At 51.2% G+C, this 17054-nt stretch carries 14 protein-coding genes and 1 pseudogene; 5 read left to right on the top strand and 10 right to left on the bottom strand.

The window, feature by feature from the left end:
* Positions 1 to 3 precede the first annotated feature (3 nt).
* The 10 genes and pseudogenes from FE781_RS14655 to FE781_RS14700 all read right to left on the bottom strand — a co-directional run bounded on the left by FE781_RS14655 (position 4) and on the right by FE781_RS14700 (position 9413).
* Positions 4 to 798, bottom strand: coding sequence for an arsenite methyltransferase (locus FE781_RS14655; RefSeq protein ID WP_138790377.1), 795 nt, complete (start codon positions 796 to 798; stop codon positions 4 to 6).
* A 225-nt stretch (positions 799 to 1023) separates the two neighbouring features.
* The gene (locus FE781_RS14660; RefSeq protein WP_138790378.1) at positions 1024 to 1461 is read right to left on the bottom strand and encodes a MarR family winged helix-turn-helix transcriptional regulator; all 438 of its coding nucleotides are present in this window, start codon (positions 1459 to 1461) and stop codon (positions 1024 to 1026) included.
* Between the two features lie 83 nt (positions 1462 to 1544).
* Positions 1545 to 2756 carry a chromate transporter gene (locus FE781_RS14665; protein ID WP_246068193.1) on the bottom strand — a complete coding sequence of 404 codons (1212 nt, stop codon included), beginning with the start codon at positions 2754 to 2756 and terminating at the stop codon, positions 1545 to 1547.
* 50 nt (positions 2757 to 2806) lie between these two features.
* Complete coding sequence (locus FE781_RS14670) at positions 2807 to 3469, bottom strand: 3'-5' exonuclease (RefSeq protein WP_138790379.1); 663 nt, start codon at positions 3467 to 3469, stop codon at positions 2807 to 2809.
* 343 nt (positions 3470 to 3812) lie between these two features.
* Positions 3813 to 3959 (bottom strand): annotated as a pseudogene (locus FE781_RS18190) (IS256 family transposase); the annotation flags it as partial.
* 354 nt (positions 3960 to 4313) lie between these two features.
* The gene (locus FE781_RS14680; RefSeq protein ID WP_138790380.1) at positions 4314 to 4586 is read right to left on the bottom strand and encodes a barstar family protein; all 273 of its coding nucleotides are present in this window, start codon (positions 4584 to 4586) and stop codon (positions 4314 to 4316) included.
* Positions 4587 to 4606: 20 nt separating this feature from the next.
* On the bottom strand, positions 4607 to 5038 hold the full coding sequence (locus FE781_RS14685; protein WP_138790402.1) for a ribonuclease domain-containing protein: 432 nt from the start codon (positions 5036 to 5038) through the stop codon (positions 4607 to 4609).
* A gap of 353 nt (positions 5039 to 5391) precedes the next feature.
* Positions 5392 to 6771, bottom strand: coding sequence for an aldehyde dehydrogenase (locus tag FE781_RS14690; RefSeq protein ID WP_138790381.1), 1380 nt, complete (start codon positions 6769 to 6771; stop codon positions 5392 to 5394).
* The gene (locus tag FE781_RS14695) at positions 6762 to 8144 is read right to left on the bottom strand and encodes an LLM class flavin-dependent oxidoreductase (RefSeq protein ID WP_138790382.1); all 1383 of its coding nucleotides are present in this window, start codon (positions 8142 to 8144) and stop codon (positions 6762 to 6764) included. The genes FE781_RS14690 and FE781_RS14695 overlap by 10 nt, the downstream gene beginning before the upstream one ends.
* 24 nt (positions 8145 to 8168) lie before the next feature.
* Entirely contained in the window at positions 8169 to 9413 is a 1245-nt protein-coding gene (locus FE781_RS14700; protein WP_138790383.1) for an MFS transporter, read from the bottom strand.
* Between the two features lie 725 nt (positions 9414 to 10138).
* On the opposite strand from FE781_RS14700, the gene FE781_RS14705 reads away from it, so the two are divergent.
* From FE781_RS14705 to ptsP, 5 genes are all read left to right on the top strand, one after another.
* Positions 10139 to 11572, top strand: a complete 1434-nt coding sequence (locus tag FE781_RS14705) for a PTS mannitol transporter subunit IIBC (RefSeq protein WP_138790384.1) — start codon at positions 10139 to 10141, stop codon at positions 11570 to 11572.
* Between the two features lie 78 nt (positions 11573 to 11650).
* Complete coding sequence (locus FE781_RS14710; protein ID WP_138790385.1) at positions 11651 to 13729, top strand: BglG family transcription antiterminator; 2079 nt, start codon at positions 11651 to 11653, stop codon at positions 13727 to 13729.
* Complete coding sequence (locus FE781_RS14715) at positions 13726 to 14160, top strand: PTS mannitol transporter subunit IIA (protein WP_138790386.1); 435 nt, start codon at positions 13726 to 13728, stop codon at positions 14158 to 14160. Before FE781_RS14710 ends, FE781_RS14715 begins: the two co-directional genes overlap by 4 nt.
* Positions 14157 to 15308, top strand: coding sequence for a mannitol-1-phosphate 5-dehydrogenase (locus tag FE781_RS14720; protein ID WP_138790387.1), 1152 nt, complete (start codon positions 14157 to 14159; stop codon positions 15306 to 15308). Before FE781_RS14715 ends, FE781_RS14720 begins: the two co-directional genes overlap by 4 nt.
* A gap of 21 nt (positions 15309 to 15329) precedes the next feature.
* Positions 15330 to 17042 carry a phosphoenolpyruvate--protein phosphotransferase gene (ptsP, locus tag FE781_RS14725; protein ID WP_138790388.1) on the top strand — a complete coding sequence of 571 codons (1713 nt, stop codon included), beginning with the start codon at positions 15330 to 15332 and terminating at the stop codon, positions 17040 to 17042.
* Positions 17043 to 17054: the final 12 nt, after the last annotated feature.

Below are 17054 nucleotides of genomic sequence, written 5' to 3' on the forward strand. Positions count from 1 at the left end.
TCTTTAAGGTTTCACCCCCTTAATGATCGCGGATGCGATGTAGTCTTCTATATGGGCTCCGGGCAACCAATCTTGAATAAATACTCTCGACTCGTCCTTCGGTTCAATCGTGACTTGGGTAAAACCGCTTTGTTCCAAAATCAACTTCAACTCATCAATCGGTGAAGCTCCCGAAATGCAACCGGTATACAACGCATCCAGGTCATTTTTGATTTCAGGCGGCAGCTCTGCCGTCAACACAACGTCGGATATGGCAAGCCGTCCCCCTGATTTCAACACACGAAACGCTTCCCGGAACACCTGCGGTTTATCCGGCGACAGGTTGATGACGCAGTTGGAGATGATGACATCAATGGACTGATCGGCTATCGGCAAGTGCTCGATTTCCCCTAACCGAAACTCCGTATTGGAAAAACCGCCCTTTGACGCATTGGCGCGGGCTTTGCTGATCATTTCCGGAGTCAGATCCACGCCAATGACCCGGCCTGCTTCTCCAACTTGACGAGAAGCCAGGAAACAATCGAATCCACCGCCGCTGCCCAAGTCCAATACGACTTCGCCAGGCTTTAACTCCGCGATAGATTGCGGATTTCCGCAGCCTAGACCGAGATTCGAACCCTCGGGAACGGCGGACAACTCTTCCGCCGAATACCCCAGTCTGGAAGAAATTTCGGTTGGTGAGACACAGCATGCGGAAGACGCCGAACAGCAAGTCCCTGAATTCGGTTCTTGCAAAGCGATTTGCTTATAGCGGCTTCGTACATTTTGCCGGATTTGGTCTTTGGTAAGATCGCTCATCGTTAATACCTCCAGAGTAATATTAAAGTTCGTTGCGTAAAGGAAGACGATGGAATAGCCTATAACTCCAGGTGACAACAAGCAGGAAATGATCTCTTTTCGTTTTTGTTTTCCCCGTCCATACCCATTCCTCCTTTGACTTTACTTGCAAATGGCAAGTATAAGCTATTTTATTTGCAAAATACAAGTATATGACAAAACAACAGGGTCATGATTCTCCCATTGTTAATTGCAACAAACCCCTGTTTTCTCCATACATGCGTTCAATAGCTTAAGCGATCGGATCACGGTCTCTTTTTCAAACTCATTCATATGGGAGAAAATTTGAGTCAAGTCATCTTGAACCTGCTTATCAATCGCTGCCGCAACAAATTTCCCTTCTGTCGTCAGCTCCAATATATACACCCTGCGATCTTGGTCAGAAGCCGATTTCTTCACGAGCTTTTTCCGAATCAACGATTGGACTTGTCGGCTGAATGTTGTGATATCCATTCCCAACGTATCCGCAATCTGTTGCATGGACGGATGATGCTGTCGATCAATCTCATAAAGAATGTGGCTTTGTATTAAGGAGACGTCCACTCCGCCAACCGAACAGCAATTTTTGTTCAAGAAACCAAAGCGACGGGTAATCAATTGGAGGAGATGGCGTATATCTTCCATCGTATTCACCTCATATCATCGTTATACCCTTTTTATTTGCATTTTGCAAGTTTAATTTTCATACAATTTTGACGGCATCCTGCTCAGACTAGGCCGATAAGCGTTCCTCCTATCGCCCCCGCGATCACCACAACCCAAGGCGGCAGCTTCCAGAAGACGAGCATCAAAAACAGAATCGAAGCCAAGGCAAAATCAGCAGGAGCCAGAATAGCCGTTATCCACAGAGGGTTATACAACGCAGCTAACAAAATACCGACAACCGCTGCGTTGATCCCGATCAGCGCTCCCTGCACTTTAGGGCTTTTACGCAACGAATTCCAGAAAGGCAGCACACCTACGATCAACAGTAAAGCGGGCAGGAAAATAGCCGCCGTAGCGATCACAGCCCCTTTCACTCCGCTAATCCTCGCACCTAAATACCCGGCAAAGGTGAATAACGGTCCAGGCACGGCTTGTGCTGCACCGTAACCCGCTAAAAAGTCTGCCTTGCCGATCCACCCTGTCGGTACGACTTCCCGTTCGAGCAACGGAAGAACGACGTGCCCTCCTCCAAATACAAGGGAACCTGCCCTATAAAAGCTGTCGAACAAGACCAGCCCGTCCGGGACACCAAGTTGCCGAAGCAGAGGCAATACGATCAGGAGTCCAAAGAAAAGAGACAAGCAGAGGACAGCCAAGCTGCGGCTGATCGGAATCGACAGGTTCGGCGCTTCCGGTATCGCCGTTTTTCTGTATAACATAAGTCCGACTATACCCGCGAGAACAATAAGCAAGACCTGGCTGAAAGCAGTCTGCCACAAAAGGGTAGCGGACGCTGCAAGGATAGCGATGGTCGCCCTGTTTCGGTCAGGAGTCAATTTTTGCCCCATGCCAACAATGGCCTGAGCGACAATGGCTACGGCGACGATCTTCAGACCGTGAATCCATCCTGCATGACCAATATCAAAACCCTGCAACAGAAAGGCGAATAGAACCAGCGCGATAACCGATGGCAACGTAAAGCCAAGCCAAGCTGTCAGCCCGCCCAGCAATCCGGCGCGCATGATACCGATCCCAATCCCAACCTGGCTGCTGGCCGGACCGGGCAGAAACTGACAAAGCGCGACCAGATCCGCATAGCTTCGCTCGTCCATCCATTTGCGGCGGCGAATGTATTCCTCATGAAAATAACCGAGATGAGCGATTGGCCCTCCGAATGAAGTGAGACCGAGTTTCGTGGATACGGCCAATACTTCCAGCAGAGCATGAAGTTTGCTTTTGGGCTCATTCCGGACAGCGATATCTCTCTTTTCCACGTTCCGTTATTCCTCCTTGTCGGTTGGCTAACTTACTATTTTAATACTTCTTAAAGAAGCTTCTGCAATTTAACTCTCTTTATTATTAATGGTTTATCCATGTGGATCTCCTCGATCTTTCTTTTCTCAAGCTCTTTTAATAATTCAATGAATATTCTCCCGATTAGAACGCTGTCCCCAAGCGCGGTATGCCGTATAATATCCGAATCGTCGATGTTAAAAAACTTGATCAAAAAATTCGTGGATATGATCTCATTGACTTCCGGGAATAGATATGTAAACAAAGCTTTTGTATCCATTATTGTATTCGGCAGCATGGTCAAGCCGTTTCTCTTGCATTCATTATGGAGAAGCGGCCAATCAAATTCATAACCCGCTTGAGTAACCAAGATGGAACCTTTAGAAAACTCAACGAACTCCGGATAGATCTCCGACAATCCCGTGGCTCCCTCAACCTCTTTATTATAAATGCCAGTCAATCGCTCTATGACTTCCGGTATTGATTTCGACGGTTTCACCAAGGTTTCAAACGTTTTTTCAATTGTTTTCGAGCGGCCGTTAAGCAAAATTCCTCCAATTTGGATGATGGAATCTTCAGCCTCATTGGGCCCGGTAGCTTCCAGATCAAAAACGCAAAACGTTTGATCCCGAATATTTTTTATACGAACTCCAGACACAGCATACTCTGCATCTGAAATAGGCTCTATTTTCATCAAATCCCTTCTTTCATCTATTCCTGCGCAACCTGGAGCGGGCGAAGTTTGCCCGTCTTGACGAAAAATAACCCGTCCCGCTTCGTCTCAGGCGATTGTACGATGGTATGTTTAGGAAGAGCGTTAAAATGCGTCATCGGAGCCATTCGATCTTTTCGCTGTCAAAAGCATAAAATAAAAGTTTGGTTGCCGATTCCGAATGAGCGGCGTTGCTGTCCCTCCATCATAAAGCATACCGATAAAGTTGTCTTTAGCGAAATCGACATGAAACGCAATGATCGCTTGCGATTTTTCCCTCCACAGGCACTAAGCCATCGGATGAACCGATGGCTTTTAATACCGACCGCTCGGCACCGATCTGGGCCGCTACTTCCGCCTCCATCAAGGAATGAACAAGAACATTCAAGGCTTCCTTTAAAAAATCCACATCACCGTCAGAACCGGACTTGCGTAAAAGCTCCAAAAGTGACATTCTATCTATAGAAGCCACGGTTTGATCCTCCTTCTAAAGTAGAGTCGCGTCACTTTAGTAGAAATCATACCGTGGCTTCCCTTGTCAAGAAGCTCGGTGCAATTTTACACCACTACTAGGGACTATAACCGACTATAGCCCTTCAAAAATTTACAAAATCAAAACTTGATAATCTTCAGCAATCAGTTTCTCCAAACTGAGGTGACCTTCCGTTATAAGCTTTAAACAACATCCCTTCCGTAAAATAGATTACAAAAAATCCGGGAGTATTATTCTATAGATGGGAACAAGCTCGAGACGGCGTGAAATAACTCATTTGGGCAACTCGCCTTTCAAAAAAATAAACCGCTCGGGTACGAGCGGTTTGGTTTTTTAATCCAACTGCAATTGAAAGCCTTCGATTTCTTTCTCCGCATCTCGAAACAGTTGCAGTAACTGCCGGCTGTATTCCCCAAGCTTCTTTTCGCTCTCCTGAACATGCGACCAGCGAATCGTAAGCGGCATATTCACCCAACCTGTCAGACAATCCCATAAAGCGTCCAAGTTATTGCCGTAATAGTCGGGCAGCTCAAGGGCTTCTTTTAAAAGGGCATGCAGTTGAGCAACGTTATCGATTTTTCCGCCGTCCAAGATGACCTCGCGCAATTCCTGATCCCTCCTGCGACTCACTTGATTTGCTCGAACGTCTCATAATGGTCTTCTGTCTTGTATATTAAACCATCGTTGGAAAATACGATTCGATCCTTGCCTCGATGGCCGGATTTGTAGTTGATATCCGCTTCGTACCACACTCTGCCTTTTTTATTAGGCAATTTTCCTTCGCGATTTTGAAATATATCGCCGCCAATACTTTTGCCCGGCGCAACTTCATGCAAGTTTCCCTTCTGCGGGTCCCAGCCCAGCTTTCTTGCTTCTTCTTTTGTGATGAAATTATCCGGCAATTTTTTATGGGTTTTGATATAATTGGCTACTTCTTCGAAACTGGTCAAACCTTGCGAGGATTGCGGCTCTTTATCAATGAATCCGCAACCGGCGAGAAGCAACAAACAACTCAGCAAGACAAACCATACGGACTTCATGTTTCTCAACAACTTCATCCCTGCTCCAACCAACTGAACCACCTTGAACGTAACATGATGTAGGATAAAACGAAAAATCGCCTGATTGTTAGATACGAAAGAGATAGCATGAAGTTTCGGAGGCAAACGGCCATTCATATACGACGAATAGGACTCTTCTCCGATATTATCCGAATTCTTCAATACCTAACTCTACTAAATCAGGAGTTGAATCGTTCCCCATAGGTCTATTAAGGACGACGAGACCCGGCCTTAGATAGCTCCTATCTTAGGCTGGGTCTCGTCGTCTGAGCTTCTTCCATGATTATACATCTGACGGCCAAGGGGCGAAAGCCCCGAAGCGAAGAAGTTGGTAAGCAGCCGATGATCCTTTATTTCAAAATCTTTCGCACAATCTTTACCTTTTCTTTATATGGCGGATACGACAAGTCGTTCGCCAGCTTGGTCGAACGTTTTAAAATGGATTTGGGATGGGTGAAGCACTCATAACTTGCCTTTCCGTGGTACGCATGAATTCCGGAAGCGCCTACTCCGCCGAACGGCAAATGCACGTTGCCCACGTGAGACATGGTGTCGTTAATGCTGCCTCCGCCAAAAGGAAGCTCGCGAAGGAAAACTCGGGCCGCTTGCTTATTTTCGGAGAACAAATAGGCGGCCAACGGTTTGGGGAGCTGCCGAATGTCATGGATGGCCTGCGCGAAGTCCGTATAGGTCATCACCGGCAAGACCGGTCCGAAAATCTCCGACGCCATCGCTTTGCTGTCCCACGTGACGCCTTCCAGTAAAGTGGGAGCGATGTATAGATCGGAGATATCTTTTTGGCCTCCGAACGTAATCAGATGCGCATCGGCTTCCAAGATTTGCTCGATTCTTCGAAAATGGCGTTCATGAATCATTCGGCCGAAGTCCGGGCTCTTTTGCGGGTTTTCCCCATAAAATCGGATAATGGTTTTTTTCAGCTTGTCCATAAACGTGTCATAGATGGAAGCGTGGACGAGCAAGTAATCGGGCGCTGTGCAGGACTGTCCGGCATTGGAGAATTTTCCCCAGACGATTCGTTTCGCCGCGACATCCAATTGGGCCGTTTCGTCCACGATCACGGGGCTTTTCCCGCCGAGCTCCAATGTAATCGGAGTCAAGCGCTCGGCCGCCGCACGCATCACGATTTTGCCGACCTCCGCGCTGCCCGTAAAAAAGATATAATCGAATGGCGCATGAATGAGTTGCTGGACGACGTCTTTGTCCCCTTCGACGATCCGGATATAGTTCTCGTCGAAGTTCTCTTCCACGATCCGCTTAAGCACAGCCGTCGTATGAACCGAGTATTCGGACGGTTTTATAATAGCCGTATTACCGCCGACGATGGCCCCCAACAAAGGTTCCATCACCAGTTGGAACGGATAATTAAAGGGACCGATAATCAGGATGGCCCCGTAGGGGTCCCGCACAATAAAGCTTTGGCCCGGTTGGAACTGCAAGGGAGTTTTTACCCGGACAGGTTTGACCCATTTGTCCATATGCTTGAGCATATGGCTTATGCTGTGGAGAACCAGACCGACTTCCGTCGCATACGCTTCAAATTCGCTTTTTCGCAAATCCTTATGCAAGGCGGCAATGATCTCGTTCTCGTAGGTTTGAATCGCTGTTTTTAATTTGACGAGCTGCTGTTTGCGAAATTCGACAGGTTGGGTAGCGCCGCTATAAAAATAGCGTTTTTGCTCCAAAATCAACTGTTCGACGTTTAAACCCATATGTTTACCCCTTGATCGTTATTGAAAACTAGGCCCGCTTGCTGATTTTTACGTTTTTGGGCGTTTGGGTTTTCCGGAAATTTTAATCCCAAATGGCTGCGAAGCGTGTCTCCCTCGTACTCTGTTCGGAACAACCCCCGTCTTTGCAGTTCCGGTATGACTTCGTCCACAATGAGATTCAAATCTTCCGGGAAAGTGGGCGGGATCACATTAAATCCGTCCGCTCCCCCTCTGACGAACCACTCTTCCAATTGATCCGCAACTTGTTCGGGGGTTCCCGTCACTTCCCAATGTCCGCGAGCCGACGAGATGCGTTCGTAGATGTCGCGCAGCGTTTTTAATCCCTCGCGTTTGGCGATATCGCAAATAATTTTATAACGGACGCGCGGATTGGTAGGATCGGCGTACGTATCGTAATCCGGGAACGGATCGTCCGGATTGAATCCTCTAAAGTCGATCTGGGTAAATTCGGATAAAAACAGAAGCCCGGCGCCCGGCATAATCAATTTATTGAGCGCTTCGCGTTTTTGGCGCGCCTCTTCTTCGGTCTTGCCGACCGTCAGATATACGCCCGGCATAATTTTCACGTCGTCGCGGTCGCGATTGTATTTGGCGAGACGGCCTTTCAGATCTTCATAGAACGCTTGCGCATGCTTCAGGGATTGGCAAGCGGTAAATACGACTTCAGCCGTTCTGGCGGCGAGTTCTTTACCCGCTTCCGACGACCCGGCTTGGACGATGACCGGATGTCCTTGCGGCGGTGCCGGCGCATCCAATAGTCCGCTTACTTTAAACCATTTCCCTTCGTGTTTGACGGGATGCACTTTGGATACATCGATGAATTGACCGGTTTCTTTATTGGCAACAATCGCGTTCCCTTCAATGGAGAACCAGAATTTCTTGACGACATCCAGAAATTCCTCTGCGCGGTCATAACGATCGGCATGCGACAAATGTTCTTCTTTTCCATAGACAGTCGCTTCCAAATCGTTGGCAGACGTAACGACATTCCAGCCTGCTCGCCCTTTCGATAAATGATCGAGGGAACCAAATTTCCTTGCGATATGAAACGGCTCATTGTAAGTCGTTGATGCGGTAACGGTAAGCCCGATTTTTTTCGTCACGCTCGTGAGCGCGGCTAAAATCATTAATGGGTCCAGTTTTAATTCGGAATACGAATTTTCGTGAATAGGACGAGCGACCGAATCGGCAATAAATAACATATCGAATTTGCCGCGCTCTGCTGTTTGGGCAATTTCAATCAAATAATCGATATCATAATTACGATGCGACTGCGACGACGGATGTCTCCAACTTGCCAAGTGTTGGCCAGGCAACTGAATGAATAATCCTAAACTCATTTTTTTGCTCATTGTTGTTCGCTCCTTTTTACATCGTCAGATATTTTCTTCGACAGGCTTGTTTACAGTTTTCTTACCCGTATCCTGTAAGAAAACCAGGATCAGAATCAGGGATATGAGAGGTAAGCTTACGGCTAGGGCAGCGGCATTCCCTAAGCCAAGCGATATGGCGATGGTTGTCACAACAGCAGGGACTAAGATTTGCCCTAAGCGGCCAACGATGTTATTGGCCCAGGCCATAGCGCTCGCACGAATTTCAGTGGGAAAGAGCTCATTGGTCAGCGTAGATCCGACAATAAGGAAAGAGTTCACGAAACCGGCTGCGATCATGCTGCAGATGAGCACAACGTAAAAATGATGAAGAGTGAACATTAAAACGCTAAAGATACATCCGACGATGATGATGATCGTCGCGGCACGCTTGCGTCCGATTCGATCCATCAGCTTGCCATTCAAAGCAATGACCAGCATGGCCGTAATGGTTTGACTCAATAAGCCTATGCTCACCATGTTCGGGGTCCAGTTCAATTCGTTTACGACCCTTAAGGTAAAGAAATTTAAAGTCCCTTTGATTCCGAAATAGAGAAATACCCATACGATGGACATGACCGCCATGTATTTGAGATAAGGGCTTCTCCAAGGTCCGAAAAAGTCTCCTTTCGGGAGCATTTTGCCGAGTTTCTTCTCCGCTTGCAGTTGCAGGAAAGCCTCTGTTTCAGGCAGTCTTTTTCTAAGCAGGAATACAGGAAGGATCGGAAACGCTCCAACCATGTAAAGCACTCGCCAGCTTAGGCCAAGTTTCGTTATGATGGGAAGCAGGATTCCAATAAACAAAGCGCCGAAGACCGCCGTAAGCTGGAATCGTCCAACCGCGCTTCCTCGATGTTCTGTTGAAAACTCCTCACAGAGAATGACATACCCGACAGACCAGCAACCGATTAAGAAAATACGTGCAACAAACTGCAGGAAAATAAAAACCTCAATATTAGGTGCGAAAGCTGTGAACAGACTGCAAATGGAAAACAGATAGACGCTCGATAAAAAAACGTTGCGGCGTCCGATCCGGTCCGCCATTCGAGAGACGAAGAACGCCACCATCGTTCCGCCAGCAATGATGGACAACGTATAACCGGACATTTGCGTCGTTATTCCGTAATCTTCCACAATATAAGGCAATGCGATGTTGATTAGCGCATCGTCGAACCCCTCGAAAAAAGCTCCCAGTATGAGAATGGGCCATAACCTTTTTTGGCGCGGGTTCATCCTGAACTTTGTGCTCAAATTGACTTCCTCCCGGTGTAAGGTTTAGACGACCCTTGTTCTCCAAAAAAAGAAAAGTCTCATTCTCCTCGAAGAACATGAGATCTACATGGGAATGTTCGATCCGCCTGAACTTCGAGAGAATGAGACCTCCACTAGAATGGTCGGTCCGCATTACCTACGAATGATTTAATTTTAATTGCTCTCATACAGTTAAAACTTAAATAAAAAATATTGTAAATTAAGCTTGTAAAAAATAATAACATAATAAAATTTAAGGATGCAACACTTTTTATTCTTTTCCTATTTGTTTACTAGGATTATTCGTGATAATCCGGATTGATCAACACAATACTGCCGGTTTCACTCCCAACGTTCACTCCTTTAATTTTTTTGCGCATAATGTGCGCCGCATCTACAAATAATGTTATCTTAGTAGGAATATAAAACCACAAGCGGGATTGGGCGAAAAAGAAAAACGCTCTTCATCCGATTGGACGAGGAGTGTTTTGCCCGCGGCGCTACCCAAACTCGACGATCATTGGACATATGGTACGCCCCTTTCGTCTTCGCGATCCGAACCCATTCTAGTCCGCTGGCGATACTAACATCTTGTCAACAGCTTTCATGACGAAAGATGGTTTTTCTTTCATTGTGTTGTAAGCGCATTCTGATTATCATAATGCCAGGACCTAACCTGAAGTCAATAGGGATGAAGGGAAGGGAATAAAAAGGGAGGTACATGCATGAGTCAGGTGCAAAAACAGCATACTACTTCCGAAAACAATGTGAGAGTTGCTGTTCAGCGATTTGGCAGGTTTTTGAGCGGCATGGTCATGCCGAATATGGGGGCTTTTATCGCGTGGGGGTTTATTACGGCTCTGTTTATTCCGACGGGCTGGATTCCCAACGAAAAACTGGCTTCCCTCGTCGGACCCATGATCACCTACCTGCTGCCGCTCCTGATCGGTTACACCGGCGGTCACATGGTCCACGGAACGCGGGGCGGAGTCATCGGGGCCGTCGCCACAATGGGCGTCATCGTAGGCTCCGATATTCCGATGTTCCTCGGCGCCATGATCGTCAGCCCGATCTCCGCCTGGATCTTGAAGAAATTCGATCAGGCGATCGACGGTAAAATTCGTTCCGGATTCGAGATGCTGGTCAACAACTTCTCGGCCGGCATCATCGGCTGCGTGCTGGCGCTGATTGCCTATGCAGGCATCGGGCCTATCGTCCAGACCGTAAGCAAAACGTTGGCCAACGGCGTGGAATTTCTCATTAATCACGGTCTGCTTCCGCTGGCCAGCATCCTGATCGAGCCGGGTAAGGTTCTGTTCCTGAACAACGCCATCAACCATGGGGTATTGGGTCCGATCGCGCTGGACCAAGCAGCCAAGACCGGCCAATCGATTATCTTCATGCTGGAGTCCAACCCCGGACCGGGACTCGGCATCTTGCTCGCTTATTGGCTCTTTGGCCGCGGTTCGGTTAGACAATCCGCACCTGGCGCCATGATCATCCATTTTCTGGGCGGAATTCACGAAATTTACTTCCCTTATATTCTGATGAATCCGCGCCTGATTCTGGCCGCTATCGGCGGCGGCGTTGTCGGCACCTTGACGTTCTCGATCTTGGGCGCAGGGCTTGTCGCCACTCCTTCTCCGGGAAGCATCTTCGCTTACATCGCGATGACGCCGAAAAGCGGATGGCTTCCGGTAATCACCGGGGTGCTCACCGCATCGGCCGCTTCCTTCCTGATCGCCTCCGTCTTGCTGAAGACCAGCCGGAGCGCGCAAGAGGACGATCTGCAATCGGCGACCGAAAAGATGAAGCAGATGAAAGCCGAAGCCAAAGGCGAAGCGGCTCCGGCGGCGGCGAATGCGGTTGTCAAGGCGAAATCGGAAGTAAACAAAATCGTGTTCGCCTGTGACGCAGGCATGGGCTCCAGCGCGATGGGCGCTTCCATTCTCAGAAAAAAAATAAACAAAGCCAATATCGCCGTAACGGTGACGAATACGGCCATTAACGATATCCCTGAGGATGCGGATATCGTCATCACCCACAAAACATTGACCGACCGGGCGAGATTAAAAGCGCCGAACGCCGAACACATTTCGATCGACGACTTCTTGAAAAGCCCGGAATACGATGTGCTCGTGCAACGTCTAAGCCAATAATAGCTGAACTGAGGACGCAGCGCTGACGATAACAAGTCGGCGTTTCGTCCGTTTGTCGGAGAAAGGAATGCCGGTTTTATGATTGTCTCCAATCGACAACGCCGCATATTGGAAGTTCTGCTGAACCGGCAAGGGGAAGTAACCGCCAGCGAGATCGCGAAGGAAGTCCAGATCAGCACCAGGACCGTTCATCGCGAAATGCTGGAACTGGAGCCCCTCCTCTCCGAACACAAGCTGTCGCTGATTAAAAAATCCGGCATCGGGATTTCGCTTCAGGGAAACGACGAAGATTTGGCCCGATTCAAAAAGAAGCTCGGCCGTTCCGAAACCGCGACCTACTCCGCCGAAGAACGCAAAGTGCTGATCATCTGCCGGCTGCTTGAGGAAGCCGAACCGCTCAAACTGTTTGCGCTCGCCCATCAATTCAACGCGGCGATTCCGACGATCAGCCGCGATCTGGACGAGATTGAGCCGGAGCTGCGCAAGCACGGTTTGAAATTGGTCCGAAGAAGAGGATACGGCGTGGAGATCGCCGGGGACGAATCGGCGAAACGCAACCTGATCGTATGGCTGGCCCAGGAATATCTGGACGAATCCGATCTGTTCGGAGCCGCATCCGAACGGTCGTCCCCCTGGCCCGTCACCCGGCAGTTGCTGGAGATGGTCGGCAAACCTCATTTTTTTGCCATCGAGAAGCTGTTGTGGTCCATGGAGGAAGGATGGGCGAACCGCCTGCCGGAGACGGAATACACCCGTCTGCTGATCCGGCTTTCCGTCGCTGTTACGAGAATGCGGCAAAAGCATTGGATCCAGCCCTCCGAACGGACCGATTCGGAATCCGGGGTCCGGCGCCGTCACCCCAAGCTGGAACGCATCATGGAAGCTTTCGACCTGGAGTGGCCGGAAGCGGAGCAGGAATACGTGCAAAGCCTTCTCGACAGCGTCGAGGAGAATACCGCCGCCAACTCCGCCATGCTGTTGGAAAAATACGGTCTGGCGCTGGCGGAGACGGCTTTCGATCTGATCCGGGCGGTAGGCAGCCGGATGGACATTCCTTTTGAGAAGGACCGTTCCCTGCTGGACGGATTGATCCGCCATCTGGGACCCGCGTTGGAGCGGCTGCGCGAAGGCGAAGCCATCCGCAATCCGCTGCTTACGCAAATCAAGAGGGATTACGAAACGCTGTTTGCCGCGGTGAGGGAAGCCGTTGACGAAACCTTGCGGGACGTGGCCGTCCCGGACGAGGAGATCGGCTATCTCGTCATGCATTTCGGGGCTTCCGCCGAACGATGGAAGATGTTCCCGAGAAACGTGCGGGCCCTGCTCGTCTGCACGAGCGGGATCGGTTCGTCCAAGCTGCTGGCGGTCCGCATCCATAAGGAAATTCCGCAGATCGAGCTGCTCGGGCATTACTCGTGGTACGAAGCCGCGCGAATCCCGCAGGATCGTTACGACTTGATAATTTCAACGGTCGATCTTCCGGTGGAGCCGGACCGTTACATCAAGCTCAGTCCGCTGCTGACCCCGGAAGAGACGGAAAAGCTGCGCGCTTATATTCGAACGGTCGCCGCCAACACGCCCCCGCCTCCCCCCGCTGCGCCATCGGACGATCACGGGCCCTGGGAGCGGCTGAAGCTGGTCAATACCTACACCTCGGAAATCGTGCAAGTGCTGGACCAATTCGAGGTGTATCCGCTGGAGCTTGCGGGCGAAAGCCATAACCTGCGGGCCGTCTTGACGGACGTTCTGGCCAAGCTGGCGCCGAAAGGTATGGTGCAGCGGGAAGATATACTGGTGGAGCAGTTGGTCGACCGGGAAAAACACGGCACGCAGCTTATTCCGGATACGAAGCTGGCGTTGTTTCACACCAGAAGCGAGTGGGTTCGCAAGCCGGTGCTGTCGTTGTTCCGGCTGAATGCCCCTTTGATGCTGGACGCAGCCGGAACAGCCGAAGTCAGACAGATTTTGCTGATGCTCGCCCCCCGGACATTGGGCCGCCCAAGCCTGGAGGTGTTGAGCGAAGTCAGCGCCATGCTGCTGCAGCCCGAGATGATCCGGATGCTGGAGGAAGAGGATGCGGATACGATCAAGGCGTTTATCTCACAGCAGTTGGAAGCTTTCGTAAGAACAAAATGGGAATGGAGAGAACAGACATGAGTATTTTATCGAAAGAAAAAGTAAAATTGAACGTCAAGGTAAAAGACAAAGAAGAAGCGATTCGGCTGGCCGGCCAACTGCTTGTCGACGCGGGGCATGTGCCTGCGGAATACGTGGACAAAATGATCGAACGGGAAGCCGTATCCTCCACTTATATCGGCGCGGGTCTCGCTATGCCCCACGGAACGAACGAGGCCAAATCGTTGATCCGATCCACGGGCATGTCCGTGCTGGTTGTGCCGGAAGGCGTCGACTTCGGCGGCGAAACGGCATACCTGGTTATCGGTCTTGCCGCTGTGGGAGAAGAGCATCTGGACATCCTCACCAGCGTCGCCACTCTCGTATCGGAAGAAGACGACATGAAGCGCATTCTGAATGCCTCCTCGGAGGAAGAATTGATCGCGATCTTCGACGAGGGGATGAACGCATGAAGGCCGTTCATTTCGGAGCCGGAAATATCGGCCTTGGATTTATCGGACTGCTGCTGTCCCGCTCGGGGTATCATGTGCAATTCGTCGATGTGGACGAGGAACGCGTCTCCCTGCTCAACAGCCGCGGACAATATACGGTGACGCTGGCGAACGAGCAAGCCGACGCGACGGTTGTGCGTAACGTATCGGCCATTAACGGGAAAGAGACGGACCGGGTGGCGCAAGCCATCGCCGAAGCCGATATCGTGACGACGGCTGTCGGCGTTAACGTCCTGCCCCATATTGCGGCAAGCATCGCCAAAGGGATCGAGCTTCGGTTAAAGGCGGCGTCCCGACCGCTCACGGTAATCGCCTGCGAGAATGCGATCGGCGGAAGCACGCAGCTCAAGCAACATGTGTACGGGCATCTGTCCCCGGAAATCAAGGAGCGGGCGGCGGAGCTCGTCGCCTTCCCCGATGCGGCGGTCGACCGGATCGTGCCGATCCAGCAGCACGAAGACAAGCTGCATGTGACCGTCGAGCCGTTTTTCGAATGGGTGGTGGACCGTTCCGCCCTGCCGCAAGACTACCCCGTCATCGAGGGGGTCCATTATGCCGACAAGCTTGGGCCTTATATCGAGCGCAAGCTGTTTACGGTGAATACGGGCCATTGCTGCGCCGCCTACCACGGCTATCGGAAACGGTATTCCACGATTCAGGAAGCGATGAAAGACGAGCAGATCGTGGCGGAGATTCGCGGAGCGTTAAACGAGACAGGCGCCGTCCTGGTCAAGCAATACGGTTTTGACGAAGCGGAGCATCGCAAGTATATCGACAAGATTATGGACCGGTTCCGCAACCCTTACCTGACCGATGAAGTGGTCCGCGTTGGCCGTTCGCCGATCCGCAAGCTGTCGCCGAATGACAGGCTTGTGCGTCCGGCGATGACGGCTTACTCTTACGGAATTGACGTGCCGCACCTGGCAAACGCCATTGCGGCGGCCCTGCTGTTCGATTACGAAGGAGATCCGGAAGCGGCTCAATTGCAACTGACGTTGAAGGAACAAGGGATTCACAAGACCCTTTTCACTTATACAGAAATCCCGGAAAGCCATCCCCTTCACGGCCAAATCGTCGCAGCATACGAATCGCTCAGCCATCAGGATTAACCGTCAAGGAGGATTTGCATCATGACTCAGCAGCTTAAAGGAATTGGAGCATCGCCGGGACTTGCCATCGCCAAGGCGATCATCCTGAAATCGGAGGCGTATTTCCCGGCAAAGAGCCAGGTGGAACAGCCTGAGCTCGAGGTGCAACGGTTCCGTAACGCGGTCCGTGAAGCGCGCGAAGAAATCGGGCAAATCCGGGCGGCGGCCGAAGAGAAGCTCGGCGCGGAAAAAGCCGAGATTTTTGAAGGACATCTGTTTATTCTGGAGGACCCCGATCTGATCGACGTCATCGAGGACAAGATCGGATCGGAAGCGGTCAACGCCGAATATGCGCTTCACGAGGTGTCGCAGTCTTTCATTGAGACGCTTAACCAGATGGAAGACGAGTTGCTGCGGGAACGGGCGGCCGACGTGCGTGACGTGTGCGGACGGGTGATGAACCGCCTGCGCGGCGTTGAAAACGTCGACCTGTCCCAACTGACAGACGAATGCATCATTATCGCCGAGGATTTGACGCCTTCCGACACCGCTCAGCTTAATCTGGATGCGGTGCGGGGGTTTGTCACCGAGATCGGCAGCCGCACGTCGCATTCGGCGATTATGGCCCGTTCCTTGGACATTCCCGCGATCGTGGGCGTCGGGCCCGATATCCGAAGCATTCAAGCTGGCGCCACGATCGTCATGGACGCTTCCGAAGGCGTCATCTTCGTTGATCCGAACCCGGAAGAGCTCGCCTCGTTCGGGGAGAAAAAAGCGAAATACGATCAGCGCAAAGCGGAGCTGGCCCAGTGGGTCAACCGGCCGACGGTCTCCTCGGACGGCCACCGTATCGAGCTCGCCGCGAATATCGGCAAGCTGGAAGACGTTCAGAAAGCGCTGGATTACGGAGCGGAAGGAATCGGCTTGTTCCGCACCGAATTTCTGTATATGGGCCGCAGCGAGCTTCCATCGGAAGAGGAGCAATTCAACAGCTACAAATACGTGCTCGAGAAAATGGCCGGCAAGCCGGTTGTCATCCGGACGCTGGACATCGGCGGGGACAAGGAGCTTCCTTACATGGAACTGCCCAAGGAAATCAACCCGTTCCTCGGCCAGCGGGCGCTTCGCCTGTGCCTCGAACGGCAGGACGTGTTCCGCGCCCAGCTTCGCGCGCTCCTGCGGGCAAGCCGCTACGGCAATCTGAAAATCATGTTCCCGATGATTGCCGTATTGGACGAGCTGCTTGAGGCCAAACGCATTCTCGAAGAGGAGAAGCAGAAGCTGGTTGCCTCCGGCGTCGAGGTGTCGAGCTCCATCGAAGTGGGCATGATGATCGAAGTGCCTTCGGCGGCGATCTCGGCCGATATTTTTGCGAAGGAAGTCGACTTCTTCAGCATCGGCACAAACGATCTGATCCAATATACGATGGCCGCCGACCGGATGAACGAGACCGTGTCCTATCTGTATCAGCCGTGCCACCCCTCCATCCTTCGCTTGATTCGCAACGTAATCGATGCGGCGCGGCAAGAAGGAAAATGGGTCGGCATCTGCGGCGAGATGGCAGGCGACTTGACGGCGATCCCCCTTCTGCTCGGCCTGGGCGTGCACGAACTCAGCATGAGCGCAGGGTCCATCCTTCCGGCCCGGGAGCTGATCGGCAAGCTGTCCCGGACCGAATGGGAGACGTTGTCCAAGCAGGCGCTGTCGATGCGCGGGCAGACGGAAGTGCTGTCCTTCGTACAGGAACATCAGTGAGGAGAGAAACAC

It is taken from the genome of Paenibacillus thermoaerophilus (genome assembly GCF_005938195.1).
In the GTDB taxonomy this organism is placed as follows: domain Bacteria; phylum Bacillota; class Bacilli; order Paenibacillales; family Reconciliibacillaceae; genus Paenibacillus_W; species Paenibacillus_W thermoaerophilus.